General features: G+C 65.2%; 26 protein-coding genes and 1 tRNA gene. 13 read left to right on the top strand and 14 right to left on the bottom strand.

The genetic code is table 11. The features are described from left to right. Window position 1: 1 nt before the first annotated feature. Window positions 2–670, bottom strand: a complete 669-nt coding sequence (gene ccmB / locus NX780_RS12950) for a heme exporter protein CcmB (protein WP_258828283.1) — start codon at window positions 668–670, stop codon at window positions 2–4. After that, on the bottom strand, window positions 670–1,338 hold the full coding sequence (ccmA, locus tag NX780_RS12945; RefSeq protein WP_258828282.1) for a cytochrome c biogenesis heme-transporting ATPase CcmA: 669 nt from the start codon (window positions 1,336–1,338) through the stop codon (window positions 670–672). The genes ccmB and ccmA overlap by 1 nt, the downstream gene beginning before the upstream one ends. 59 nt (window positions 1,339–1,397) lie before the next feature. Here ccmA and NX780_RS12940 point away from each other — a divergent pair, with 59 nt between their 5' ends. Next, window positions 1,398–1,964 (top strand): nitroreductase family protein, encoded by a 567-nt coding sequence (locus NX780_RS12940; protein WP_258828281.1) that lies wholly within the window; start codon window positions 1,398–1,400, stop codon window positions 1,962–1,964. Between the two features lie 19 nt (window positions 1,965–1,983). On the opposite strand, the gene rng is transcribed toward NX780_RS12940, so the two are convergent. The 9 genes from rng to NX780_RS12895 all read right to left on the bottom strand — a co-directional run bounded on the left by rng (window position 1,984) and on the right by NX780_RS12895 (window position 9,897). Beyond that, window positions 1,984–3,447, bottom strand: coding sequence for a ribonuclease G (gene rng, locus NX780_RS12935; protein WP_258828280.1), 1,464 nt, complete (start codon window positions 3,445–3,447; stop codon window positions 1,984–1,986). Between the two features lie 182 nt (window positions 3,448–3,629). Beyond that, entirely contained in the window at window positions 3,630–4,250 is a 621-nt protein-coding gene (locus tag NX780_RS12930) for a Maf family protein (RefSeq protein WP_258828279.1), read from the bottom strand. Between the two features lie 17 nt (window positions 4,251–4,267). Next, a complete protein-coding gene (rlmH, locus tag NX780_RS12925) occupies window positions 4,268–4,738 on the bottom strand; it encodes a 23S rRNA (pseudouridine(1915)-N(3))-methyltransferase RlmH (protein ID WP_258828278.1) in 471 nt (156 codons plus the stop codon). Window positions 4,739–4,757: 19 nt separating this feature from the next. After that, window positions 4,758–5,429, bottom strand: a complete 672-nt coding sequence (rsfS, locus tag NX780_RS12920; RefSeq protein ID WP_258828277.1) for a ribosome silencing factor — start codon at window positions 5,427–5,429, stop codon at window positions 4,758–4,760. Beyond that, a complete protein-coding gene (locus NX780_RS12915; RefSeq protein ID WP_258828276.1) occupies window positions 5,429–6,100 on the bottom strand; it encodes a nicotinate-nucleotide adenylyltransferase in 672 nt (223 codons plus the stop codon). The genes rsfS and NX780_RS12915 overlap by 1 nt, the downstream gene beginning before the upstream one ends. Then, window positions 6,097–7,008 carry an oxygen-dependent coproporphyrinogen oxidase gene (gene hemF / locus NX780_RS12910; protein WP_258828275.1) on the bottom strand — a complete coding sequence of 304 codons (912 nt, stop codon included), beginning with the start codon at window positions 7,006–7,008 and terminating at the stop codon, window positions 6,097–6,099. Before hemF ends, NX780_RS12915 begins: the two co-directional genes overlap by 4 nt. Before the next feature lie 8 nt (window positions 7,009–7,016). Next, window positions 7,017–8,282 (bottom strand): phosphoribosylamine--glycine ligase, encoded by a 1,266-nt coding sequence (purD, locus tag NX780_RS12905; protein ID WP_258828274.1) that lies wholly within the window; start codon window positions 8,280–8,282, stop codon window positions 7,017–7,019. A 17-nt stretch (window positions 8,283–8,299) separates the two neighbouring features. After that, window positions 8,300–9,025, bottom strand: a complete 726-nt coding sequence (locus NX780_RS12900) for a YebC/PmpR family DNA-binding transcriptional regulator (RefSeq protein WP_258828273.1) — start codon at window positions 9,023–9,025, stop codon at window positions 8,300–8,302. Between the two features lie 89 nt (window positions 9,026–9,114). Next, entirely contained in the window at window positions 9,115–9,897 is a 783-nt protein-coding gene (locus NX780_RS12895; RefSeq protein WP_258828272.1) for a DUF2182 domain-containing protein, read from the bottom strand. A gap of 118 nt (window positions 9,898–10,015) precedes the next feature. Between NX780_RS12895 and NX780_RS12890 the strand changes: the two genes are divergently transcribed. Genes NX780_RS12890 through NX780_RS12860 form a run of 7 tightly spaced genes read left to right on the top strand, consistent with a single transcriptional unit; the run spans window position 10,016 to window position 14,637 of the window. After that, the gene (locus NX780_RS12890) at window positions 10,016–10,936 is read left to right on the top strand and encodes a DMT family transporter (protein ID WP_258828271.1); all 921 of its coding nucleotides are present in this window, start codon (window positions 10,016–10,018) and stop codon (window positions 10,934–10,936) included. Then, complete coding sequence (locus NX780_RS12885) at window positions 10,933–11,328, top strand: methylglyoxal synthase (protein WP_258828270.1); 396 nt, start codon at window positions 10,933–10,935, stop codon at window positions 11,326–11,328. The genes NX780_RS12890 and NX780_RS12885 overlap by 4 nt, the downstream gene beginning before the upstream one ends. A 24-nt stretch (window positions 11,329–11,352) precedes the next feature. Next, a complete protein-coding gene (locus NX780_RS12880; protein ID WP_258828269.1) occupies window positions 11,353–12,327 on the top strand; it encodes a quinone oxidoreductase family protein in 975 nt (324 codons plus the stop codon). After that, the gene (locus NX780_RS12875; protein ID WP_258828268.1) at window positions 12,324–12,464 is read left to right on the top strand and encodes a hypothetical protein; all 141 of its coding nucleotides are present in this window, start codon (window positions 12,324–12,326) and stop codon (window positions 12,462–12,464) included. The genes NX780_RS12880 and NX780_RS12875 overlap by 4 nt, the downstream gene beginning before the upstream one ends. A gap of 7 nt (window positions 12,465–12,471) precedes the next feature. Next, window positions 12,472–12,750: a nucleotidyltransferase domain-containing protein gene (locus NX780_RS12870; protein WP_370663609.1), complete on the top strand. Its 279-nt coding sequence runs from the start codon at window positions 12,472–12,474 to the stop codon at window positions 12,748–12,750. A gap of 27 nt (window positions 12,751–12,777) precedes the next feature. Next, window positions 12,778–14,163 (top strand): RNA-guided endonuclease InsQ/TnpB family protein, encoded by a 1,386-nt coding sequence (locus tag NX780_RS12865; protein ID WP_258828267.1) that lies wholly within the window; start codon window positions 12,778–12,780, stop codon window positions 14,161–14,163. Window positions 14,164–14,208: 45 nt separating this feature from the next. Further along, a complete protein-coding gene (locus NX780_RS12860; RefSeq protein ID WP_258828266.1) occupies window positions 14,209–14,637 on the top strand; it encodes an aminoglycoside adenylyltransferase domain-containing protein in 429 nt (142 codons plus the stop codon). Window positions 14,638–14,660: 23 nt separating this feature from the next. Here NX780_RS12860 and NX780_RS12855 read toward each other — a convergent pair whose 3' ends face one another. Next, window positions 14,661–15,308, bottom strand: coding sequence for a TetR/AcrR family transcriptional regulator (locus NX780_RS12855; RefSeq protein ID WP_258828265.1), 648 nt, complete (start codon window positions 15,306–15,308; stop codon window positions 14,661–14,663). 110 nt (window positions 15,309–15,418) lie between these two features. On the opposite strand from NX780_RS12855, the gene NX780_RS12850 reads away from it, so the two are divergent. After that, window positions 15,419–15,832 (top strand): VOC family protein, encoded by a 414-nt coding sequence (locus tag NX780_RS12850; RefSeq protein ID WP_258828264.1) that lies wholly within the window; start codon window positions 15,419–15,421, stop codon window positions 15,830–15,832. Between the two features lie 75 nt (window positions 15,833–15,907). Here NX780_RS12850 and NX780_RS12845 read toward each other — a convergent pair whose 3' ends face one another. Further along, window positions 15,908–16,561, bottom strand: coding sequence for a DUF4136 domain-containing protein (locus NX780_RS12845; RefSeq protein WP_258828263.1), 654 nt, complete (start codon window positions 16,559–16,561; stop codon window positions 15,908–15,910). 193 nt (window positions 16,562–16,754) lie between these two features. Between NX780_RS12845 and pepN the strand changes: the two genes are divergently transcribed. The 3 genes from pepN to NX780_RS12830 all read left to right on the top strand — a co-directional run bounded on the left by pepN (window position 16,755) and on the right by NX780_RS12830 (window position 20,697). Then, a complete protein-coding gene (gene pepN, locus NX780_RS12840) occupies window positions 16,755–19,400 on the top strand; it encodes an aminopeptidase N (RefSeq protein WP_258828262.1) in 2,646 nt (881 codons plus the stop codon). Window positions 19,401–19,520: 120 nt separating this feature from the next. Beyond that, entirely contained in the window at window positions 19,521–20,522 is a 1,002-nt protein-coding gene (locus NX780_RS12835) for a class 1 fructose-bisphosphatase (protein ID WP_258828261.1), read from the top strand. Window positions 20,523–20,621: 99 nt separating this feature from the next. Beyond that, window positions 20,622–20,697 (top strand) — tRNA-Thr (locus NX780_RS12830). A 63-nt stretch (window positions 20,698–20,760) separates the two neighbouring features. Here the strand turns inward: NX780_RS12830 and NX780_RS12825 are convergent. After that, window positions 20,761–21,930, bottom strand: a complete 1,170-nt coding sequence (locus NX780_RS12825; RefSeq protein ID WP_258828260.1) for a DUF2325 domain-containing protein — start codon at window positions 21,928–21,930, stop codon at window positions 20,761–20,763. Between the two features lie 458 nt (window positions 21,931–22,388). Here NX780_RS12825 and NX780_RS12820 point away from each other — a divergent pair, with 458 nt between their 5' ends. Next, window positions 22,389–23,255 carry a hypothetical protein gene (locus NX780_RS12820; protein ID WP_258828259.1) on the top strand — a complete coding sequence of 289 codons (867 nt, stop codon included), beginning with the start codon at window positions 22,389–22,391 and terminating at the stop codon, window positions 23,253–23,255. Window positions 23,256–23,304: the final 49 nt, after the last annotated feature.

Here is a 23,304-nt window from a genome sequence, read left to right as displayed (position 1 = left end):
ACTACTCCTGTGACAGGCGCAATGCCGCGGCCGTTGCCCAGGGGGCGAGCGCGAGCGCGGCACAGGCCAGTGCTCCCAACAGCATCAGATAAGGGGCCGGCTGCACGCCCGTCAGGCTTGCCGTCAGGGCTCCCGAGCCAAGAATCACGACCGGTATCTGAAGCGGCATCACGAGCAGCGCGGTGAGCAGGCTGCCGCCGCGGCTCCCGAGTCCGAGCGCGGCGCCGATCGAGCCGATGGTACTGAAGACCAGCGTCCCGAGCAGCGCGCCGAACAGGAGGGCGCCGAGCGCCGGGCCATCCAGCCCATACTGGAGCGCGACCACCGGCGCCACGATGGCCAGGGGAACACCGGATGTCATCCAGTGCGCACTGATCTTCCCGGCGACCAGTACGACGAAAGGTTCGGGCGACAACAGCATCTGTTCGAGCGTGCCATCCGCCAGTTCCGGTTCGAACAGGCGGTGCAAGGCCAGCAGGGAGGCCAGCAGGGCGCCAGCCCAGACGATGCCTGGCGCGATGCGCAGCAGGAGTGCTTTTTCGGGCCCTATGCCCAGTGGGAAGAGGCTGGTTACCATGACGAAAAATATCAGAGGCGACGCCAGGTCGACAGGCCGGCGCAGCGAAGACAGCAGGCCATAGCGGAGCGAATGCAGGTACGCCCGCAGCATCAGCCGGCGCCGACCAGCCGGAGCGACCGGATGTCCGGCGGCCCCGCATCCTGGTGCGAGGTGTACACGATGGTGCCGCCGTTCCTGCGATGGGCGTGCATGGAAGCGCACAGCGCATCGACCGCGCCGCTATCGAGACCGATGAAAGGCTCGTCGAGAATCCAAAGCGTGCGGTTGCGCGGCACGTGGAGACGGGCCAGCGCGACACGCCTGCGCTGGCCCTGCGACAATGCCTTGCCAAAGGTGTAGGCATGCGAGCTGAGTCCGGCCTTGGCGAGCGCGTCGAGCGCGAGCGTCTTTCCGGCTTGCCCGGTGAGGAGTTCTGTACATGCCAGGTTTTCCCACGCCATCAAGCTATCCTTTACAGCGGCCGCATGGCCGATATACAGAAGATCCTGGCGCAAATGGCCGTCCGGATTGCGCACGTCTGTTCCTTGCCACGACACATGGCCGGTATCGGCCTGGCGCAGACCTGCGAGAATCCGCAGCAGGCTTGTCTTGCCGCTGCCATTGTCTCCGTCGATCCGCAAGACCTCGCCGGCCTCAAGCGAGAATTCGATGCAAGTAAAGAGGGTACGGTTGCCTCGCCGGCACCCAAGCTTATGGCAGACTAATGACAAATAGCGCCTTTCATGCTCGTGAATTGTTCGAATATTACCTCGTTGCATGAATGAGGAGTGTACGATTGGGAACGGTATGGCTGCATACCTAAAGGAGGAGTGCCCCGATGATCAATGAAGCTTCGGCGATCCTGGCTGCGCGCCGACATGTCTCATTGCGGCGCCTGGCAGCTCCGGGACCGGATGCTGCTGCGCTGCAGGAGATTTTTCAGGCGGCTGCGCAGGCGCCGGATCATGGACTCCTGCTGCCTTGGCGCTTCATTCTGGTTCCTGACGAGCGCCGCCAGGATTTGTCCGATGTGTTCGTCGAGGCCTTGCTGGAGCGCGACCCGCTCGCCGGGAAAGAAGCTTGCGAGGCGGCGGCGGGGAAGGCGTTTCATGCGCCTTGCCTGGTAACTGCGGTCCTTGTCGACGAGACCAGCGCCGGGATCCCGGTAAGCGAGAAACTGGTGTCGCTTGGTTGCGCTATCCAGAACATGCTCATCGTCGCACAAGCGCTGGGTTTCGGCAGTGGACTGGCCAGCGGAGCCGCAATGAATGTGGCCGGCATGCGAGGACTGCTGCGCCTCGCGCCGCATGAGCAGGCAGTTTGCTTCATCGGTTTTGGCACCGGGAGTGCAGCTCGTGCGCCACGTGAACGGCCGGCCCCTCACCGTTTTGTTTCGCACCTTTGAAAACGGTTTCGGTTGTTTTCTACATCAGGATCACATCGTATTGTTCCTGGTGGTAACCCTTCTCCACCTGCAAGGAAATCCGCTTGCCGATGAAGTCCCCCAGCATCGCCAGGTGCTGCGATTCCTCTTCCAGGAACAGGTCGATCACCTCTTGCGAAGCGACGATGCGGAATTCGCGCGGATTGAACTGCTTGGCTTCGCGCAGCAGTTCGCGCAGGATCTCGTAGCAGATCGTGCGCGAGGTTTTTACTTGCCCCTTGCCGCTGCAGGCCGGGCAGGGTTCGCACAGGATGTGGGCCAGCGATTCGCGGGTGCGCTTGCGGGTCATCTCGACCAGGCCGAGGGCCGAGAAGCCGCTCACCGACACCTTGGTGCGGTCGCGCGCCAGGGTCTTCTTGAGTTCCGCGAGCACGGCGTTGCGGTGCTCGTTATTCTCCATGTCGATGAAGTCGAGGATGATGATGCCGCCCAGGTTGCGCAGGCGCAGCTGGCGCGCGATGGCGTGCGCGGCTTCCAGGTTGGTCTTGAAGATCGTGTCGGCGAAGTTGCGTCCGCCGACGTAGCCGCCGGTGTTGACGTCGATGGTCGTCATCGCCTCGGTCTGGTCGACGATCAGGTAGCCGCCGCTTTTCAGGTCCACGCGGCGGCCCAGGGCGCGCAGGATTTCTTCCTCGACGCCGTAGAGGTCGAACAGCGGGCGCTCGCCCGTGTAGTGGACCAGGCGCGAGAGCACGCTCGGGGTGTAGACCTGCGCGAACTCGACCAGCATATTGAAGTTCTCGCGCGAGTCGACCTGGATGGTGGCAGTCTCGTCGTGCACGAAGTCGCGCAGCACGCGCTGGGCCAGGTTCAGGTCCTGGTAGAGCAGGGAAGTGGGCGGGCGGGTGCGGGCGCCCTGGACGATGGCGCCCCAGGTCTTGCGCAGGTAGTCGACGTCCGCGGACAGGTCGGCGTCCGAGGCTTCCTCGGCCTGGGTGCGCACGATGTAGCCGCCCTTGCTGTCCTTCGGCAGCAGGTTCTGCAGGCGGGTGCGCAGCAGTTCGCGGTCGGCTTCCTTCTCGATCTTCTGCGAGATGCCGATGTGCTGGTCCTGCGGCAGGTAGACCAGCATGCGTCCGGCGATCGAGATCTGGGTCGACAGGCGCGCGCCCTTGGTGCCGATCGGATCCTTGATGACCTGCACCGTCAGCACCTGGCCGTCGAACAGCAGCTTTTCGATCGGGGTGGGCGGCGTGTTCGCGCCTTCGTGGCTGCGCGCTTCCCAGATGTCGGCAACGTGCAGGAAAGCCGCGCGCTCCAGGCCGATGTCGATGAAGGCCGACTGCATGCCGGGCAGGACGCGCACGACCTTGCCGAGGTAGACGTTGCCCGCCAACCCGCGCGTCAGGGTGCGCTCGATGTGCAGCTCCTGGACCGCGCCCTGCAGGACCAGCGCGACGCGCGTTTCCTGCGGGGTGATGTTGATGAGGATGTCTTCGTTCATGGCCGGCCGTGCAGTATTGTTCAGAGCGACATCATACACGGTCGGAATCGGTTTTTCGTAGGGTGGTCGGCTATGCCGACCGCGCGTTCAAATCCCCTATGAAAACCACTTCGCGTCCATGCCCGGGCTGCTTGAACGCGCGGTCGGGGAACCGTGATCTGGTCCACTGGACCAGATCACCCCTACACGGGATAACCGGCTTTGCGCAGGAGCTGGGCCGTCTCGAAGAGGGGCAGGCCCATGATGCCCGAATGGCTGCCCTCGATGTGCTCGACGAACAGCGCCGCCAGGCCCTGGATGCCGTAGCCGCCCGCCTTGTCGTAGGGCTCGGTCGTGGCGCAATAGGCCCTGATCTGCGCCGGTGACAAGGCGGCGAAGCGCACATTCGACACCTGGGTGATCTGCTCGGCCACGCGCTCGGCGTGGATCGCGACCGAGGTCAGCACCTGGTGGGTGCGGCCCGACAGGCGCTCGAGCATGGCGATCGCCTCCTGGTTGTCGGCCGGTTTGCCGAGGATTTCGCCGTCGATGGTGACGGTGGTGTCGGCGGTCAGGATCGGGCGCAGCGGCTGGCGGCGCTGCTGCAGGATGTTCCAGGCGAAGGCGCCTTTTTCCCTGGCTACCCGGGCGACGTAGACGTGCGGGTCTTCACCCGGCAGCACGTCTTCGCTGACGTCGACGGCGCCGCGCGCCGGGTCGCTGCGCAGCATCAGCAGTTCGAATTCCACGCCGACCTGGCGCAGCAGTTCGCGCCTGCGCGGGCTCTTGGAGGCGAGATAGATTTTCTTATCGGTATGTCTCATTGGTCGGGAGCGGCGATTCAGACGCGGTGGTACGGGTGGTTCTGGGTGATGGACCAGGCACGGTACAACTGTTCCGCAAGCATGACGCGCACGATACCGTGCGGCAGCGTCATGCTCGAGATGCGGATCATGCCCTCGGCCCTGGCTTTCAGCGCCGGGTCGAGGCCGTCGGCGCCGCCGATCAGGAAGGCGGTGTCGCGCCCGTCCTGCTGCCAGGATTCGAGCATCTGCGACAGGCCGACGCTGGTCAGGTCCTTGCCGCGCTCGTCCAGCGCGATGATGCGCACGCCTTTCGGCAGCACGGCTTCGATGCGCTCGCGCTCGAGCGCCATGGCGGTGGCGGCGGTCTTGCTGCCGGAGCGCTCGACTGGCTTGATTTCCTTGAGCACGATGCGCAGCTCGGGCGGCATGCGCTTGGTGTACTCGCCGAAGCCGGACTCGATCCAGGCCGGCATCTTGTGCCCGACTGCGGCAATGATCAGCTGCATAATGTGAGGAAGATGCGGATTACTCTGCTGCCTTCTTCACGCGGCGGATCACCTTCTTCACCGGCTCGGCGTCGGCTGGAACGGCTTTTGGCGCGCGTTTCGGCGGCTTGGCCTTGGTCGCCTCGACGGCGGCCACTTCGCTCTTGCTCGGCGCGACCTTCACGGTCTTGCCGGTCGGGACCTTTTTCGCGGCCGGCTTCTTGGCGGCGGCGGTTGCAGCCGCTTTCTTGGCAGCCGGCTTGCGCTCCTTGACCGGCTGGGCTTCCGGCTCGTCCTTGTTGGCGGCCAGGTGCTTCGACTTGACCTTCGACTCGGCCGCTTCCGCCGCTTCCGGCGTCGACTTGCGCTTTGCCGCGCCCAGCTTGACCGGCTTGTCGCCCCAGATCTCTTCCAGGCGGTAGTACTGGCGGATGGCCGGCTGCATGATGTGGACGATCATGTCGCCCAGGTCGACCAGCACCCATTCGCCCGTATCTTCGCCTTCCATGCCGACCACGTCGCCGCCTGCCGCCTTGACCTTGTCGCGCACCGATGCGGCCAGCGCCTTGGTCTGGCGGTTCGAGGTGCCCGAGACGACCGCGATGCGGTCGAACAGGCTGGTCAGGTGCGTCGTGTCGAACAGGACGATTTCCTGGCCCTTGACGTCTTCGAGGGCGTCAACGACGAGGGTCTGCAGTTTCTTGATATCCATTAGCTTTTATATAAGTTATGTTGTTGAATATAGTCTAGCACTCCGCGTGGAACGAGCGCGCCAGGGTCCGGGCCCTGGTCCGCGCCGGTAGCCGGTTCCTTGCCGAGGCTATTTCTAATTTGGGTGGCGGAAATGTCTACCGCCAGTGTATGTGCCAAGCATACCTTGCCCTGCGGGCTGGCGCGCACTTCCGCGGGCGCCGCCAGCCGCCGCGAGAGCTCCCTGGCAACGGCGAGCGGCAGCTTGTCCTGCTCCAGGGCATAGCCGGGCCGCGCCGCCACGCCGAGGTTGCACAAGGCGAACAGATCCTGCCAGTCGCGCCAGGTGTCGAGCTTTTGCAGCTGGTCGGCTCCCATCAGGAAGACGATCGAGACTGCTTCGCCCAGTTCTTCGCGCAAGCCGCGCAGGGTCTCGACCGTATAGGTCGGGGTGCCGCGGTCGATCTCCCTGGTGTCGATCCGGACCTCGAAAGGCTGGCCGGCGAAGGCCAGTTCCAGCATGCGGATGCGATCGTCATTGCTGGCCTGCAGGCCCGCCTTCTGCCAGGGCAGGGCCGGCAGGATGCGCAGCTCGTCCGGATGCAGGAGATCGGCGAACAGCGCGGCCAGCGCGACGTGGCCGTGGTGTACCGGGTCGAAGCTCCCACCCAGCAGGGCAACGCAGCGGGTCACGAGGCGAGCCAGTCCCGGTGCGGGAGGAAGTCGGTGTACAACGCCGCCTCAATGCTGCCCGGCTCAGGGTGCCAGTCGTAGCGCCATTTCACGATCGGCGGCATCGACATCAGGATCGCCTCGGTCCGTCCACCCGACTGCAGGCCGAACAGGGTGCCGCGGTCCCACACCAGGTTGAACTCGACGTAGCGGCCGCGCCGGTAGGCCTGGAAGTCGCGTTCGCGCTCGCCGTAGGGCTGGTCCTTGCGCGCCTTCACGATCGGCAGGTAGGCGTCGAGGAAGCCGTTGCCGACCTGCCGCACCATGGCGAAGGACGCATCGAAGCCGAGCTCGTTGAAGTCGTCGAAGAAGATGCCGCCCACGCCGCGTGCTTCCTTGCGGTGCTTCAGGTAGAAGTACTCGTCGCACCACTTCTTGAAGCGCGGGTGCAGGTCTTCGCCGTAGGGCGCCAGGGCGTCGTGGCAGGTCTGGTGGAAGTGACGGGCATCGTCCTTGTTGCCGTAATAGGGCGTCAGGTCCATGCCGCCGCCGAACCACCAGACCGGCTCTTTTCCATCAAGCGTGGCCTCGAAGAAGCGCACGTTCATGTGCACGGTCGGCGCGTAAGGGTTACGCGGGTGCAGCACCAGCGACACACCCATCGCTTCCCAGGCACGGCCCGCCAGTTCCGGGCGCGCAGCCATCGCCGACGGCGGCAGGCTGGAACCCGTCACGTGCGAGAAGTTCACGCCGCCGCGCTCGAACACATTGCCTTCCTCGATCAGCCGCGAGATCCCGCCACCACCTTCCGGACGTTCCCAGGTGTCACGCAGGAAGGGCTTGCCGTCGACTTCCTCGAGGGCCTGCACGATGCGCGACTGGAGGTCCAGCAGCCAGGCCTTGATGGCGATAGGGTCGGGAGTGGACATGCGAATGCTTACTTCAGGCCGCGCCAGCCGATGTCGCGGCGGTACTGCGCGCCGTTGAAATGGATCTTCTCGACGGTCTCGTAGGCCTGCTTCTGCGCCATCTTGACGCTGTCGCCCAGGCCGACCACGCACAGCACGCGTCCGCCGCTGGTCTGCAGCGAGCCGGCCACCTGCTGGGTGCCGGCGTGGAAGGTCACGCATTCCGGAGTCTCGGCGGGGATGCCGTCGATGACGTCGCCCTTGCGCGGGCTGTCCGGATAGCCATGGGCGGCCATCACGACGCCGACCGCGGTGCGGCGGTCCCATTCCAGTTCGACGGCATCCAGGGTGCCGTTGCAGGCGTGGTCCAGCACCATGAGGAAGTCGCTCTTCAGGCGCGCCATGATCGGCTGGGTTTCCGGGTCGCCCATGCGGCAGTTGAATTCCAGGGTGCGCGGGTTGCCTTCGCTGTCGATCATCAGGCCGGCGTACAGGAAGCCGGTGAACACGATGCCGTCCTTGGCCATGCCCTGGATGGTCGGGTTGATGATTTCGCGCATCACGCGGGCGTGCATCGACGGGGTCACGATCGGGGCGGGCGAGTAGGCGCCCATGCCGCCGGTGTTCGGGCCTTCGTCGTTGTCCTTCAGGCGCTTGTGGTCCTGGCTGGTCGCCAGCGGCAGCACGTTCTTGCCGTCGCACATGACGATGAAGCTGGCCTCTTCGCCGGCCAGGAATTCCTCGATCACGATGCGCGCGCCGGCATCGCCGAAGGCGTTATCGGACAGCATGTGGTCGACGGCGGCGTGTGCTTCCTCGAGCGACATGGCGACGACCACGCCCTTGCCGGCCGCCAGGCCGTCGGCCTTGATGACGATCGGTGCGCCATTGGCGTCCACGTAGGCGTGGGCCTGCGCGGCATCGGAGAAGCTCTGGTACTTGGCGGTCGGGATGCCATGGCGCTGCATGAAGGCCTTGGCGAAGTCCTTCGAGCTTTCCAGCTGCGCCGCTTCCCTGGTCGGCCCGAAGATCTTCAGGCCGCGCGAGCGGAACAGGTTGACGATGCCGGCGGCCAGCGGCGCTTCCGGACCCACCAGGGTCAGGGCGACGCCTTCGGCCACCACGAAGTCGGCCAGGGCCGCCGGCTCTAGGATCTCGATGTTCACCAACCGTGGGTCCAACGCGGTGCCGCCGTTGCCCGGAGCGACGAAAACGGCCTGGACCCGTTCCGATTGGGCGAGTTTCCAGGACAGGGCATGTTCACGGCCGCCGGAGCCGACTACGAGGATTTTCATACAGGGTTTTCCGAGAATTACTCTTCAATGATGGCGTTGGTGTAGACGTCCTGGACGTCGTCCAGGTTTTCCAGCGCATCGAGGATCTTCTGCATCTTGACGGCGTCTTCGCCGGTGAGCACGGTTTCATTGTCCGGCTTCATGATGACTTCCGAGACCTCGGCCTTGAAGCCGGCCTTTTCCAGCGCTTCCTTCACGCCGGCGTAGGCGAACGGGTCGCACAGCACTTCGAAGCCGCCTTCCTCGTCCTGCACCACGTCGTCGGCGCCGGCTTCCAGGGCCGCTTCCATCAGCTTGTCTTCTTCCACGCCCGGCGCGAACTGGAACTGGCCGACGTGCTTGAACATGAAGGCCACCGAACCCTCGGTGCCCATATTGCCGCCGTACTTGTTGAAGGCGTGGCGCACTTCGGCCACGGTACGCACGCGGTTGTCGGTCAGGCAGTCGACGATGATCGCCGCGCCGCCGATGCCGTAGCCTTCGTAGCGGATCTCTTCGTAGTTCACGCCTTCGAGTTCGCCGGCGCCGCGCTGGATCGCGCGGGTGACGTTATCCTTCGGCATGTTCGCGTCCGCCGCCTTTTCGACTGCGAGGCGCAGGCGCGGATTCGAGTTGACGTCGCTGCCGCCCATGCGAGCGGCCACGGTGATCTCCTTGATCAGGCGCGTCCAGATCTTGCCGCGCTTGGCGTCGGTGGCGGCTTTCTTATGCTTGATATTGGCCCATTTGCTGTGTCCAGCCATGTCGAGAATTCCCCAGTTGGTATGCAAGAGTGGCCGACATTCTAACATAGGCCCCCCTTGCAAAATCGCCGGGAGAACGGTGTGGCATGTCACGGAAACAACAGTCGAGTCCCCCACGCGACCATGCCCAGGCCCGCCAGGCAAGCAGCCAGTGTGCTGTCCCTCAAGCGCAGCTCGGCCAGCAGCAAAAAGCCTACCGCCGCCACCATGGCGGGGTTGCCGGGCCCGCCCGCCAGAGGCAGCAGCACGATCAGCCAGTAGCAGCCAAGGACGGTGCGCGCGTGTTCCGCGCCCTGCCACAGGGCGTCGAGCCGGCCTCGCCCCCAGCCGGCCAGCAGGGCGGGGAAGGGCGCGCGGCAGTATTGCAGGCAGGCGTGCTTGGACGAGGTCCACTGCCAGGCGCCAGCCGCTACCAGCACCAGGCCGGTGGCCGCCGGATGGCGCACGGCCAACGTGGCGTCCAGCATGCCGGCGTCGTGCAGGGTCCAGTGCAGCAGGGTGACGATGGCCGCGAAGCCGGTCCAGGCCAGCAGGCAGCCGAGCGCGAACAGCCAGGGCGTGAGGCCGGACCCCAGCAGGCTGCGGCGCCGCGCGATGCGGTCGACCGCGGCCACCGCGCCCACGGCGGCGGGCAGCAGCAGCGCCACGTACAGGGCGGTCCACATGGCGAACACCAGCAGCAGCTGTCCGGAGCGCAGCGGCGCGGGCGGCGGTCCATGCAGGCTAGGGCCGGACAGCCTTGCCGGCACAGGCTCAGGCTGGGCGCCCTGGAAGGCGAGCCAGGCCCAGCAGGCGCAGGTCAGCAGCGCGAGCCAGGCCAGCGCCATGGCAACGGGAGGGCCAGCGCGTTCCTCCAGCACGGATGCATTCATCTCATGTTCCCCTCGAATAGCTGACTTGCGCTGTTCGACAACGACTCTTCGGCGCCGTTCTCCCTTCCTCTTCAGCCCGCCCCCGGCAAGCGCGGCCATTTCCTCCTACAATCGTCGGATGACCGATGCTGCTTCCGCCAATTCCGCTGCGCCTTTACCACGCGCCACCGTCCTCGCCGGCCTGTCGATCGCCATCGCCGGCGCCGTCCTCTTTTCAACCAAGGCGATCGTGGCCAAACTGCTGTATCGCTACCACATCGACGCCGTTACTTTGATCGCGTTCAGAATGCTGTTCTCGCTTCCGGTGTTTATCGCTGTGGCGGTGTGGAAGATGCGCGTCGGACCGCCGCTCAGTTCGCAGGACCGCTGGCGCATCACCGGACTCGGCCTGGTCGGCTACTACCTGTCGAGCTACCTCGACTTCCTCGGCCTGCAGCACATCTCGGTCGGGCTGGAGCGCCTGATCCTGTTCCTGACCCCGACCTTCGTCCTGCTCATCAACGTGATGGTGTTCAAGCGCCGCGTGCGCCCTGCCGAATGGGCCGCGCTGGCGCTGGCCTATTGCGGCATCGTGCTGGTCTTCGTGCACGACCTGGCCGGCGGCGCGGGCAGCACCGTGCTCGGCTCCCTGTTCGTGCTGGGATCGGCGCTCAGCTACGCCTTCTACCTGCTCGGCACCGGCGAGATGGTGCGCCGCATCGGATCGCTGCGCCTGGTGGCCTACGCCATGTGCGTATCGAGCGTGGCCTGCCTGCTGCAGTTCTTCCTGCTGCGCCCGGCGAGCATGCTGGTGCAGCCGGCCGAGGTTTACTGGCTCTCGCTGGTGAATGCGGTATTCTGTACGGTCTTCCCCGTGTTCATGACCATGGCCGCGGTGCAGCGCATCGGCGCCGCCACCGCCTCGCAGGCCGGGATGATCGGGCCGGTGTCCACGCTCTTCCTCGGCGCGCTGATCCTCGGCGAGCCGATCACCGGCGTGCAATTGGCCGGCACGGGGCTCGTGCTGATTGGGATCTACTTGCTCTCGCTGAAAAAATGACGAAGACGAAAACTAGGATTGCGCTGATCGCGCACGACAAGAAGAAGGACGACATGATCTCGCTCGCGGGCGAGTACCTCGACTTCCTCAAGACCTGCACCCTGTCCGCCACCGGCACCACCGGCGGACGCCTGGCCAACGAGCTCGGACTCACGGTCGAGCGCAAGCATTCCGGCCCGGTCGGCGGCGACCTCCAGATCGGCGCCCAGCTGGTCGAGGGCGAGATCGATTGCGTGATTTTCCTGCGCGACCCGATGACGCCGCAGCCCCACGAACCCGACATCAACGCCCTGGTGCGCGCCTGCGACGTGCACAACATCGCCTGCGCCACCAATGTCTCGACCGCGCGCCTGGTGCTGTCGCAGCTGATCGCGGCGCGCTCATTTTCCTGACCTGCGCCTGAGGAGAAATCCACCATGGTGAAAGCCATCCGCATCGCCGCCACGGGCGGCCCCGAAGTGCTCGAGTACGTGGACGTCGAGGTCGGAGATCCCGGTCCCGGCGAGGCGCGCGTGCGCCACCACGCGATCGGGCTGAACTACATCGACACCTATTACCGCAGCGGCCTGTACAAGATGGCGCTGCCCGCCATCCTCGGCCAGGAAGGCGCGGGCGTGGTGGAGGCTGTGGGCGAGGGCGTCAGCCACCTGGCGCCGGGCGACCGCGTCGTGTATGCGGGCGGCGCGGGCGGCGCCTACAGCGAGGCGCGCGTCATGCCGGCGCATCTGCTGGTGCGCCTGCCGGAATCGATCTCTTTCGAGCAGGGCGCCGCCATGATGCTGCAGGGCCTGACGGTGCAGTACCTGTTCCGCCAGACCTATGAGCTGAAACCCGGCCAGACCATCCTGTTCCACGCCGCGGCCGGCGGCGTCGGCCTGATCGCCTGCCAGTGGGCGAAGGCGCTGGGCGTGAACCTGATCGGCACCGTCGGCTCCGAAGAGAAGGCGGAACTGGCTAGGGCCCATGGCGCGGCCCACGTCATCAACTACAACACCGAGGACGTGGTTGCGCGCGTGCTCGAGATCACCAAGGGGGCGAAGGTGCCGGTGGTGTACGACTCGGTCGGCAAGGACACCTTCATCCGCTCGCTGGACTGCCTGCAGCCGCGCGGCCTGATGGTCAGCTTCGGCAATGCCTCCGGCGCCGTGCCGCCCTTCGCGCTGAGTGAACTGGCTTCGCGCGGGTCCTTGTATATCACCCGTCCGACCCTGTTCGCTTACGCCTCGGATCGAGAAAAGCTGGAAGCGATGGCCGCCGACCTGTTCGGGATGGTCGAGAGCGGCAAGATCGCCGTGGAGGTCAAGCAGCGCTTCGCGCTGCGTGACGCGGCCGAGGCGCACCGCGCGCTGGAAGGACGCCGTACCACCGGCTCGACGGTGCTGCTGCCATGAGGGACGCGAACGAAGAAAACGGCGGAGCCTCCGGGAACGACGGCGCGCCGAAGTTCGGCCGCCTGCTGATCGTGCTGGCCTTCGCGCTGATCCTGATCGTGGCGATCACCTTCGGTTCGGAAGCCTACTTCAGCTAAGCTCAGCATGATGCCTCTCCCGGCAGAAGCCGCTTCGCAACTGTCCGCCGTTTGTGATGTGCTGCGGTCACGGCTGGCTGATCAGCTGCTCGCAGTGCATCTATATGGATCAGCCGTCGACGGCGGCCTGAAGCCATCCAGCGACCTCGACCTGATGGTGTCGGTTGCGCAGCCCTTGACGGAAGGTAGGCGCAATGAACTCATGCACGAGCTTCTCCATCATTCAGCCGCGCCAGGCAGCTCCAGGTTGCTGAGGGCATCGGAGCTAGACTCTAGTAGAACTTAACGTGCGCACAAGTGTCGAATAATGACAATGGAAAGCACTTTAGGAATTCGACACGCTGCCATGCTGCTGGCGCACCGGATCAAGATTCAGCCGACGCTTGAGCAGCGTGACTATTTCGCGCGCGCGGCCGGCGCCGCCCGCCGGGTATGGAACTGGGCCCTCGCCGAATGGCAGCGCCAGGCCGCCGCTGGCGGCAAGCCGAACGCGATGGCGCTAAAGAAGCAGTTCAACAGGATCAAGTACTCAAACCCAGCCTGGCTTGACGAGAACGGCCGGCCTTGGCTGCGCACCATCCATCGCGACGCGCACGCCCAGCCCTTTTCGAATCTCGCCAGGGCCTGGACCCGCTACTTCGAGCAGCGCCGCGCGGGAAGGCCTGCACATCCTCCAGCATTCAAGAAAAAGGGGCGCTGCCGCGACGCGTTCTACCTGGCCAACGACAAGTTCAGGATCGAGGGAACCACTGCCGTGCTGCCCAAGGTCGGCCGGGTGGCGCTGCACGAAGCGCTGCGCTGGCCTGGACGCATCCTGGGCGCGAGCATCTCGCGCGAAGCGGATCACTGGTTCTTGTGCGTCCAGGTCGAGGTGCCCGATGCAGCGGCGCGCCTGCCGCGTAGCAGCCACGGTGTCACTGGGGTCGACCTCGGCGTGAGCGCCGCCGCCACGCTCGCCAGCGGCGAGAAGATCGGGGCGCCCCGTCCCTTGAAGGCCGCGCTGCGCCGCCTGCGCATCCGCAGCCGGCGCCTGTCGCGCAAGCTCGATGCCGCAAAGGCGCTGGCCGGGATCGCGGGCCGGATCCCGAAAGGCACGCGGCTGCCCGTGTCGAACAAGCGCATCCAGGCAGCGCAGGCGCTGGCGCGCCTGCACGCCCGTATCGCCCGGGTGCGGCGGGACTTCACCCACAAGCTCACGACCCGCCTCTGCCGCGAAAACCAAGCGGTGGCGATCGAGGACCTGAACGTGAGCGGCATGCTGGCCAACGCCAGATTGTCCCGCGCGATCTCGGACGTGGGCTTTTACGAGATCCGTCGCCAACTGCTGTACAAGGCTGCGCGCTACGGCACCCTGATCGTGCTGGCCGACCGCTGGTACCCGTCCAGCAAGCTCTGCTCGGGCTGCGGGGCACGCAACGCCGCCCTGGCCCTGGGCGGGCGCGCCTGGACCTGCGCCGGCTGCGGCGCGTACCACGACCGCGACGTCAACGCGGCCATCAATTTGCAGCGGCTCGCCACCGGCGCCCTCGCGGCGGCAACGGCGCTACCCGTGGCGAGTCCGGCGGCGACGCCGGGCACTCCCGCCGGCCAGGGGCCGGCGGGAGGCGGGAAAGTCACGCCTGCCAGGCACGAGCACGGTCAGCAGGACGGCTCGGGACAGGAAGAGAACGTTGCACACTTTTGTGCACGTTTTTGCTAGCAGTGGCTCCGCGAGGACATTCTCGGTGGCCGGATCGAGCTTGAGATGCTCGATGTCGACTTGGCGATTCTGCTCACGAAGGTCCGCAAGCACAGCATGGCGCTGGTCGGGCCTTCGGCTGCAGAGTTATTCGACAGCGTCCCTGCTTCCGATCTGCAGCGAGCCATGTCGGATACCTGCAAGCAGTGGAATCGCGACGCAGACTGGGAGGGCGACGAAATCACCGTCCTCCTCGCGCTGGCGCGCATCTGGTTCACGGCATCTACCGGAAAGATCGTGTCCAAGGACCTTGCGGCCAGCTGGGCCATGGAGCGCCTGCCGGAAGCGCATCGCCATGTCATGAACCACGCCTTGCATTCCTATCTGCGTGGGACTGGCGATGCATCGGTCTTCGTGTCCGCTGAGCTTGCCGAAACAATCCACTTCTGCAAGCAAGAAATTACGCTTGAGCTGAAGAAGCGGGTGGAAACCTGACTCCCGCCGGGCGACTCCGAGCGCTAGGCCCTGAGGCCGTTGAGCGTTTCCTCCAATGCCGCAGTCGCCTCGGCAAGCGCGTCGCCGCTCCCGCCTGGCTGTGCGACCCACAGCGCCAGCTCGTTCATCGCGCCTGACAGCAGATGGGCAAGCGGCTCCGTCCGTCGTGTACGCAACTTGCCTTGCCCGGCAAGCAGGTCGAGGTGGTCTCGTAACAGGTGCAGCGAGTGCTCCTCGTCCATCTGGCGCCACTCGCTCCAGCCCAGGACCGCAGGACCGTCGATGAGCATGATTTGCTGGGTCGCGGGATCGTTTGCTGCGGAGAGAAACGCACGGCATCCGGCCAGCAGCGCTTCCCAATCATCGGGTTCGGCCTGCGCCGCGGCGCCGACGCGTTCTGCGACCTCGGCGTGTACCTGCTTGAGTACCGCACGAAACAGCCCCTCCTTGCTCCCGAAATGATGATAGAGGGCGCCGCGCGTCACCCCGGCGGCATGCACCATCTCCTCCGTAGCCGCCGCCGCATACCCATGCTCGGCAAAACCCGCGCGCGCTACGGCGAGCAGGCGAGAGATCGTTGCGTCACGCTGCGTGGCCCGCGCGATCCGTTCCGGGGCGCCGGCCCGGGCAGTCCGCTTCGGGGCCGCTGTTCCAGGCGATTTTTTTTCCATATCCATTCCGAGTCGATTCTATTGACATACAGCGTGTATGCGTGTTCACATACAGCCTGTATGCAATCACATACATTCTGTATGTATCTTAACAAACAAAGGAGATAACGATGAGTCCACTTCGGGGCAACTATCCAGTGCTGTGCTGCGAGCGCGTTGCGGAAAGCCGCGACTTCTATGTGCGGCATTTCGGCTTTGACGTGAGTTTCGATAGCGAGTGGTACGTGAGCCTGAAGCACGGGCAGCGTGCCGAGTACGAACTGGCACTGCTGGACGTCAATCACCCGACCATTCCGGATGTCGGAAGGAAAGTCGTGGGTGGCGTGCTGCTCAACTTCGAAGTGGAAGACGTGGACGCCGAGTACAAGCGACTGATTGAAGACGCTGGATTGCCGATCCTGCTCGATATCCGTAGCGAAGCGTTTGGTCAGCGGCATTTCATCACGGCCGATCCCAACGGAACAATGATCGACGTCATCACTCCGATTCCACCGAGCGCGGAATTCGCCGATCAATACACTTGAAAATGGCGACTGCAAAACCGGCCGCCCAACAAAAACGGGGCCGAAGCCCCGTTGCCAATTGCTGCGAGCAAGCGCTCAGCCCTCTTTCTGCTCCAGCACCACCCGGCGCGCCACGCCCGACGGGCCAGGGAAGCCCTGGAAGGCGCTCTGCACCAGCGCCGGCATCACGGCCGGGGTCGACATCTGGCGGCTGGTGTTGTGCACGGTGACGTCGAACAGGCGCTTGCCGTCGCGGGCCTGCTTGATGCCGACCTGCAGTTCGCGGCGATAGTAGTGCTCGATCGAGACCTGGTAGCCCTGGTTCCAGAAAGGATCGTAGAAGGGGCTGTAGAAGCCGCCGCCCACGTAGCGGCGATAAATGGCGCCGTTGCGGCCGCGGAAGTAGGCGAAGCGCGGCGCGAACATCGGCTGGTAGAACGGCGACATCACCGGTTCCACCACGCGCACCGGCATGTCGGTGGTCGTGAAGCGCATCGAGACGGTCAGCGCCGGCGTGGCGCCGTTGGCGTCGCGGAAGCCCAGGGCAGCCAGCTGGCCGCGCACCAGGTCCTGGTAGGCGCGCCATTCCAGGGTGTCGTCCTGGGGCGGCGGGGTTTCGAATACATAGCTCTTGTCCTCGATCTGCGCCGGCCACTGGTGGAAGGTGGTCACGTCGCTGCGGATCGTGGTGGCGCAGCCCGTCAGCAGCAGCGTAAAGACTGCTCCGGCGGCGATCATCAGGCGTTTCATTGCTATCTCCATTGTCTGTGCGGACTTTTCCGATCGTCTATAGTAAGTTCTGTTCGGCATTCTCGCAGAATAATTTACACGCCGTTACCAGGTGCACATTCCGATACAGTCCGAAACGGAGCAAGCGCCGGAAAATCTTGTTGGTAGAATAAGCACCTTCTACAGACCTTAACCTGCCAACGCGGATTTTCCTATGCGCACCGATACGCCCCAGACGATCTACCGCAGTGACTACACCCCGCCGAGCTACCTGGTGGACACCGTCGAACTCGGCTTCGACCTCGACCCCGCCCGCACGGTGGTTGCCAACCGCATGACGATTCGCCGCAACCCCGACAGCGCCCAGCGCGAGATCGAGCTCTACGGCGAAGACATCGAGCTGGTGGCGCTGCGCATGAACGGCCGCGAATTGCAGGAGCGCGACTATGCGATCAACGGCAGCATGCTGACGATCCCGAACGCGCCCGAGGAAGCTGTGCTCGAGATCGAGACCGTCTGCGTGCCCGAGCAGAACACCACGCTGAGCGGCCTGTACACCTCGAACGGCAATTTCTTCACCCAGTGCGAAGCGGAGGGCTTCCGTCGCATCACCTATTTCCCGGACCGCCCGGACGTGATGGCCGTCTACACGGTCATGCTGCGCGCCGACAAGGAACGCTATCCGGTGCTGCTGGGTAACGGCAACCTGGTCGAAGAGGGCGACCTGGGCGATGGCCGCCACTATGCCAAGTGGGAAGACCCCTTCAAGAAGCCGTCCTACCTGTTCGCCCTGGTCGCCGCGCGCCTGGTATGCCAGGAAGAGACCTTCCGCCTGGCCGATGGCCGCGACGCGCTGCTGCAGGTCTGGGTGGAGGAGGGCAACCTCGACAAGACCGACTACGCCATGCAGTCGCTCAAGCACAGCATCCGCTGGGACGAAGAGCGCTATGGGCTGGAACTCGACCTGGACCGCTTCATGATCGTCGCCACCAGCGACTTCAACATGGGCGCGATGGAAAACAAGGGCCTGAACATCTTCAACACCAAGTTCGTGCTGGCCAACCCGCGCGTGGCGACCGACATCGACTTCCAGGGCATCGAGGCGGTGGTGGCGCACGAGTACTTCCACAACTGGACCGGCAACCGTGTCACCTGCCGCGACTGGTTCCAGCTCTCGCTGAAGGAAGGCCTGACGGTGTTCCGCGACCAGGAGTTCACCGCCGACATGATCGGCACCGATACCGGCCGCGCCGTCACCCGCATCGACCAGGTGCGCACCCTGCGCCAGGCCCAGTTCCCCGAGGACGCCGGCCCCATGGCCCACCCGGTGCGTCCGGACTCTTTTGTCGAGATCAACAACTTCTACACCGTCACGGTGTACGAGAAGGGTGCCGAAGTCGTGCGCATGTACCAGACCCTGCTGGGCGTTGAGGGCTTCCGCAAGGGCATGGACCTGTATTTCCAGCGCCATGACGGCCAGGCCGTCACCTGCGACGACTTCCGCCTGGCCATGGCCGACGCCAACGGCCGCGACCTGACGCAGTTCGAGCGCTGGTACGACCAGGCCGGCACCCCGGTGCTGCGCTTCGAGGCGCGCTACGACGAAGGCGCCCAGACCTACGGCATCACCCTGTACCAGTCCTGCCCGCCGACCCCCGGCCAGCCGGAGAAGCGTCCCTTCCACATCCCGGTGGCGGTCGGCCTGCTCGACCGCGAGGGCCGCGACATGCCCCTGACCCTGGACGGCAAGGATGTCGGCACCACCGTCGTGCTGGAACTGACGCAAGCCGAGCAGACCTTCGTCTTCACCGGCGTGAAGGAGCAACCGGTGCCTTCGGTGCTGCGCGACTTCTCGGCGCCCGTGATCCTCCAGCACGGCTACAGCGACAGCGACCTGCTGCACCTGTTCAGCTTCGATTCCGACCCGGTCAACCGCTGGGAAGCCGGCCAGCGCCTGGCCATGGGCCGCCTGCTCAAGCTAACCGGCGAAGCGCCGGTATCCAGCCGCCTGAGCCTGGACGACACCTTCATCGATGCGATGCGCAAGATGCTGACGGACGAGTCGCTCGACCCGGCCTTCCGCGAACAGGCCCTGCTGCTGCCGACCGAAACCATGATCGCCGAGCAGCTCGAGGTGGTCGACCCGCTGGCCGTGCACATGGCGCGCCAGTTCATGCGCGCGAACATCGGCGCGCGCCTGCGCAGCGAGCTGCTGGCCCAGTATGAAGCCAACCAGACGCCGGGCGCCTATAGCCCGGATGCCATCTCAAGCGGAAAACGCGCCCTGAAGAACCTGGCGCTGTCCTACCTGAACGCGGCGCCCGACGAGGAAACCGTCGCCCTGGCGCTGCGCCAGTGCCAGCAGGCCGACAACATGACCGACCGTGCGGCGGCACTGAATGCCCTGATCCATGCGCGCGCGCCGCAGGCGGAAGCCGAGCTGGCCCGCTTCTACGAGGAGTTCCAGGACGAGGCGCTGGTGGTCGACAAGTGGTTCGCGATGCAGGCTTCGGCGCCGACCACCGACATTGCCAAGGTGCGCGAACTGATGCGCCACCCGGCCTTCAACCTGCGCAACCCGAACCGCGCACGCAGCCTGGTCGCGACCTACTGCATGAACAACCCCGTCGAGTTCCACGCGCCGAACGGCAGCGGCTACCTGTTCTGGGCCGAGCACGTGACCCTGCTCGACGCCCTCAACCCGCAGGTGGCCGCGCGCCTGGCCCGCGCCATGGACCGCTGGCGCCGCTACACCCCGGCCCTGCAGCAGCACATGAAGACCGCGCTGCAGCAGGTGGCGGGGCAGCAGCGCCTGTCCAACGACGTGCGCGAGATCGTGACCAAGGCACTCGCCAGTTAATCGTAGGGTGGGCGGTCCTCCACCCACGCGTTCAATCCGTGCGTGAACAACACGCGCCGCATCCATGCGTGGACGCGTTGAACGCCACAACAAGAATCCAAACCAAACCAAAGGAAGTCCATGAAACGCGTCAGTCTCACGCAATACCTGGTCGAGGAGCAGCGCCTCCACCAGAACATCAACGCCGAACTGCGCCTCCTGATCGAGGTCGTGGCGCGCGCCTGCAAGCGCATCAGCTATTCGGTCAGCAAGGGTGCGCTGGGCGAGGTGCTGGGCAGCGCCGAGACCGAGAACATCCAGGGCGAAGTGCAGAAGAAGCTCGACGTGATCTCCAACGAGATCCTGCTCGAGGCGAACGAGTGGGGCGGCCACCTGGCGGCCATGGCCTCGGAAGAGATGGAAACCATCCGCCAGATCCCGAGCCGTTACCCGAAAGGCGAATTCCTGCTGCTGTTCGACCCGCTGGACGGCTCCTCGAACATCGACGTCAACGTCTCGATCGGCACCATCTTCTCGGTGCTGAAGGCCCCGGAAGGCATGGCCGAACCGACCGAGCAGGACTTCCTGCAGCCGGGCACCCAGCAGGTCGCGGCCGGCTATGCGGTCTACGGCCCGCAGACCATGCTGGTGCTCACCACCGGCAACGGCGTACACTGCTTCACCCTGGACCGCGAGATGGGTTCCTGGGTGCTCACCCAGAGCAATATGCAAATCCCGGATACGACCAAGGAATTCGCGATCAATATGTCCAACAAGCGCCACTGGCACCCGCCGGTGCAGCGCTATGTCGACGAAATGCTGGCGGGTTCCACCGGCCCGCGCGGCAAGGATTTCAATATGCGCTGGATCGCCTCGATGGTGGCCGACGTGCACCGCATCCTGAACCGCGGCGGCATCTTCATGTACCCGGCCGACCTGCGCGACCCATCCTCGCCGGGCAAGCTGCGCCTGATGTACGAAGCCAACCCGATGGCCATGATCGTCGAGCAGGCCGGCGGCGCCGCCACCGACGGGCGCGGACGCATCATGGATATCCCGCCGACCAAGCTGCACCAGCGCGTGCCGGTCTTCCTCGGTTCAAAGGCCGAGGTCGACCTGGTGACCAGCTATCACGCGGAGTGATTATTTGGCAATCGACGCCTGAAATTGCCGAGTCGGACTAGCAAGTTTGCGAAGTTGTTTGCTAGAATACGGCTCTTCGTCCGGTTCGCCCGGCGTAGAGCCGCTGTAGCTCAGTCGGTAGAGCAGCGCATTCGTAATGCGAAGGTCACCAGTTCGATTCCGGTCAGCGGCACCAAAGAATTAGAAAGCCCGTGTCTCCCAAGGACACGGGCTTTTTCCATTTCCGCCCCACGCGCGTTCACACAGGCGTTGCCGCTTCCTGCAAGCCCCGCACCAGGCTCGACACGCTCGGGTTGTCGATGAAGATGCAGCGCTTGCCCGTGCGCTTGCAATGGTCCTTCACGCGCCAGTAGGCGTGGTGGCTGATGCAGCCGGTCTGGCAGATCACCAGGTCGGCCGCGGCCAGGCTGGCGTCCAGCTGGCCGGCGCTGTCTTCCAGCCCGCCGTCGTGGTGGGCGAACTGGGCGCCGACACGTTCGACCACGTTGCGGTAGACCGGCACGCTGCCGCTGCGTCCCCCCACGCACAGCACGCTGCGGTTGACCAGGCGGATCGGGATCTCCACCGCTTCCACCGGAGTCTCGCTCGCGGGCGGAGGCGCTTCAGGCGGCTCCACGGCAGGCCGGGATGCAGCCGCCTTCAGCGCGGCCAGCTGGGACCTCAAAGCCGCTTCGCGTTCTTCCATCTGCGCCAGGCGGTTGGCGAGGCGCTTGCGTTCTTCCAGCTCGGGGACCTCGGCTTTCAAGCTTTCGAGCGCATGACGCAATTGATAGATATCGGTGTCTTTCGCGATAGTGGCTGCGCGCGCCTGCATCAGTTGCTGCTCGTGGCGTTCGGCCATCTCGGCCTTTTCCTGCTGCAGTAGCTGGCAGCGTCCCTGCGCCCGGGCCAGCTCGCGCATCAGGCGGGCGTTATCAAGCAGCAGGGCATTGTATTTGTCCATGTCGGCGCGTACGCAGGCGCCGGCCTGGTGCTGCACCATGTGAATGTCGCGGCACATGCGCTGCTCGAGGTCGGCCGTGCAGCGCGGGTGGGTCAGGCCGGCCCAGAAGGCGCCGGGCACGTTGCCGGCCGCGACCGCCTTCGCCCACAGGGCGGCGACTTCTTCGGTGCTCTTGGCTGCGCGAAAGCGGGCGATGTCGCCGGCGTAGCGCCGTTCCAGCTCCTTCTGCAGCGCTTCCGACAGGGGATTGCGCAGCGCGCACTCGCTGACCGCGCCGACGTGGATGTCGTAGTCGTCGTGCAGCAGCCGGCCGCCCGTGACCCGTTCCACCAGCTTGCGCAGGGCGCCCAGGGGCAGGGCCACGCCCACCAGCGGGCAATGGCTGGTGGAACTCAGTTCCCACACGCGGCGGCGGCGCGAACCGGTGGCGCAGGATTCATGCAGGGAGGCGTGTTTGTCGCACATGCGCGTTTCCTTTCGATGCGGGAGGCGCCGGAGCATCCTCAATTGATAATGATTATCATTTGCATTGTAACGCGGATGAGAAAGGATGCAAGCAGATTCGCAGGCGTACGCCAACCCGGCAGGACGGCTCTGTTAGTCAACGCACTGTGTGGACTGGCCGGGCATTGTATTTTTTGTATCGCGACGCAGTGTCCGATACTGCGCGCGATTCGGACCGCCACAGGCGACCGCTTCAGCAGCGACGAGATGGCCGTCAGCGCTAATGGTGGAACTTTTGCGCTCGCTTTAGGTCACGACAACGAAGGCGTGACCTAAGGCAAGAACCCAAGTGCCACATTGATGTAGCGCATGCCCATTTCGTCCCTTCATTCTGTTTCAGGCGGAATCGAGGAAGAATGTGGTGATAGTCGAGTATCGGTCTACTTCGCGTTGGTCTACATTTTTACGAGGGATACATCATGGATAATCAGAAATCTACCGAGGGAAAAGGCAGCGACGCAAGCCGCGAGGGTCTGGGTTCGAGCATTGGTAAAAGCCAGAATTCCGGCCTGAGCCAGGGCAGCAGCGCCTCGAGCAACAGCCAGAGCGGCTCGTCGGGCAGCCTCGGCAGCGCCAACGCCTCGCCGAGCACCGCCAAGCCTGCCACCGGCAGCAGCAGCGGCGCCGTCGGCGGCAGCAGCAATGCCGGCAGCCAGCAAAGCAGCTCGCAAAGCTCGGGCAACCTGGGCAGCAGCAGCTCGCTGGGCAGCCAGCAGAGCGGTTCGTCCGCGTCGTCGGGTTCCAGCGCAGCAGGCAGCAGCGGCAGCCTGAGCAGCACCAGCGGCGGCAACAGCGCCCTGGGCTCGAGCGGCAGCACCGCGGGCAGCACCACCGGCTCGTCGTCGGGCACCACCATGAGCAGCAGCGGCAGCATGGGCGGCGCCAGCGCACAATCGGCCGATTCGTCGTCGGGCAGCGACCAGTCGCAGGGCGGCCAGGGTGGCATCAAGGCCGCGATGGCCAACGTGTCGCCGGACAAGCTGCACCAGAAGATCGACCAGGTCGCGCAAGGTGCGCAGCCGCTGGTCGACCGCCTGGTCAGCACCGCCCACGCCGGTGTCGACCGCATCAGCGGCATGCTGAGCGGCGCGTCGGAAAGCCTGGGCCAGCGCAAGGGCCAGCTGGGCGAGACCTACCAGAACTACTCGGCCAAGAGCACCGAATACGTCAAGACCAACCCGGGTACCGCCCTGCTGGTCGCTGGCGCCGTCGGCTTCCTGCTGGCCAAGCTGCTGAGCAGCTCGAGCAGCAGCGATCGCCGCTACTATCGCGACTACCGCGACTGATCCGTTCGGGTTCAGGCAAACGAAAACCCCGGCAAGCTCGCGCTTGCCG

The organism is Massilia agri (assembly GCF_024753255.1).
In the GTDB taxonomy this organism is placed as follows: domain Bacteria; phylum Pseudomonadota; class Gammaproteobacteria; order Burkholderiales; family Burkholderiaceae_D; genus Telluria; species Telluria agri.
Note: the sequence above shows the minus strand (reverse complement) of the source record. Positions and strands in the feature narration are given on the sequence as shown.